This is a genomic window from Peribacillus sp. SIMBA_075 (assembly GCF_046534585.1).
Map to the genome: position 1 here is coordinate 1 of NZ_JAWRYN010001204.1, position 250 is coordinate 250.

Here is a 250-nt window from a genome sequence, read left to right on the forward strand (position 1 = left end):
CTACGCCATGCTCACGCGATTTACGAACTATTGTGAGTGTGATGCGCTTTACGAGAAGCTCTATTCCGTTTACGACATGGAGACGCATACGGCGACTTCCTATCCTACCGAGCTGTCTGAAATGTATCGCGGAGTGGGAGAGTTTATGGCTGACCGGCGCGGCTTCTTTTATGAAATCCCGAAAAAGGGGATGGATGTCCCGAAAAGTGAGTTTGCCTCCAGAATTTTGGTCGATGGGTATGTCCATGGG

At 50.0% G+C, this 250-nt stretch carries 1 pseudogene; it reads left to right on the forward strand.

Going from position 1 to position 250, the window contains the following annotated elements:
• Nucleotides 1-250, forward strand: a pseudogene (locus SB775_RS32145) (hypothetical protein); the annotation flags it as partial.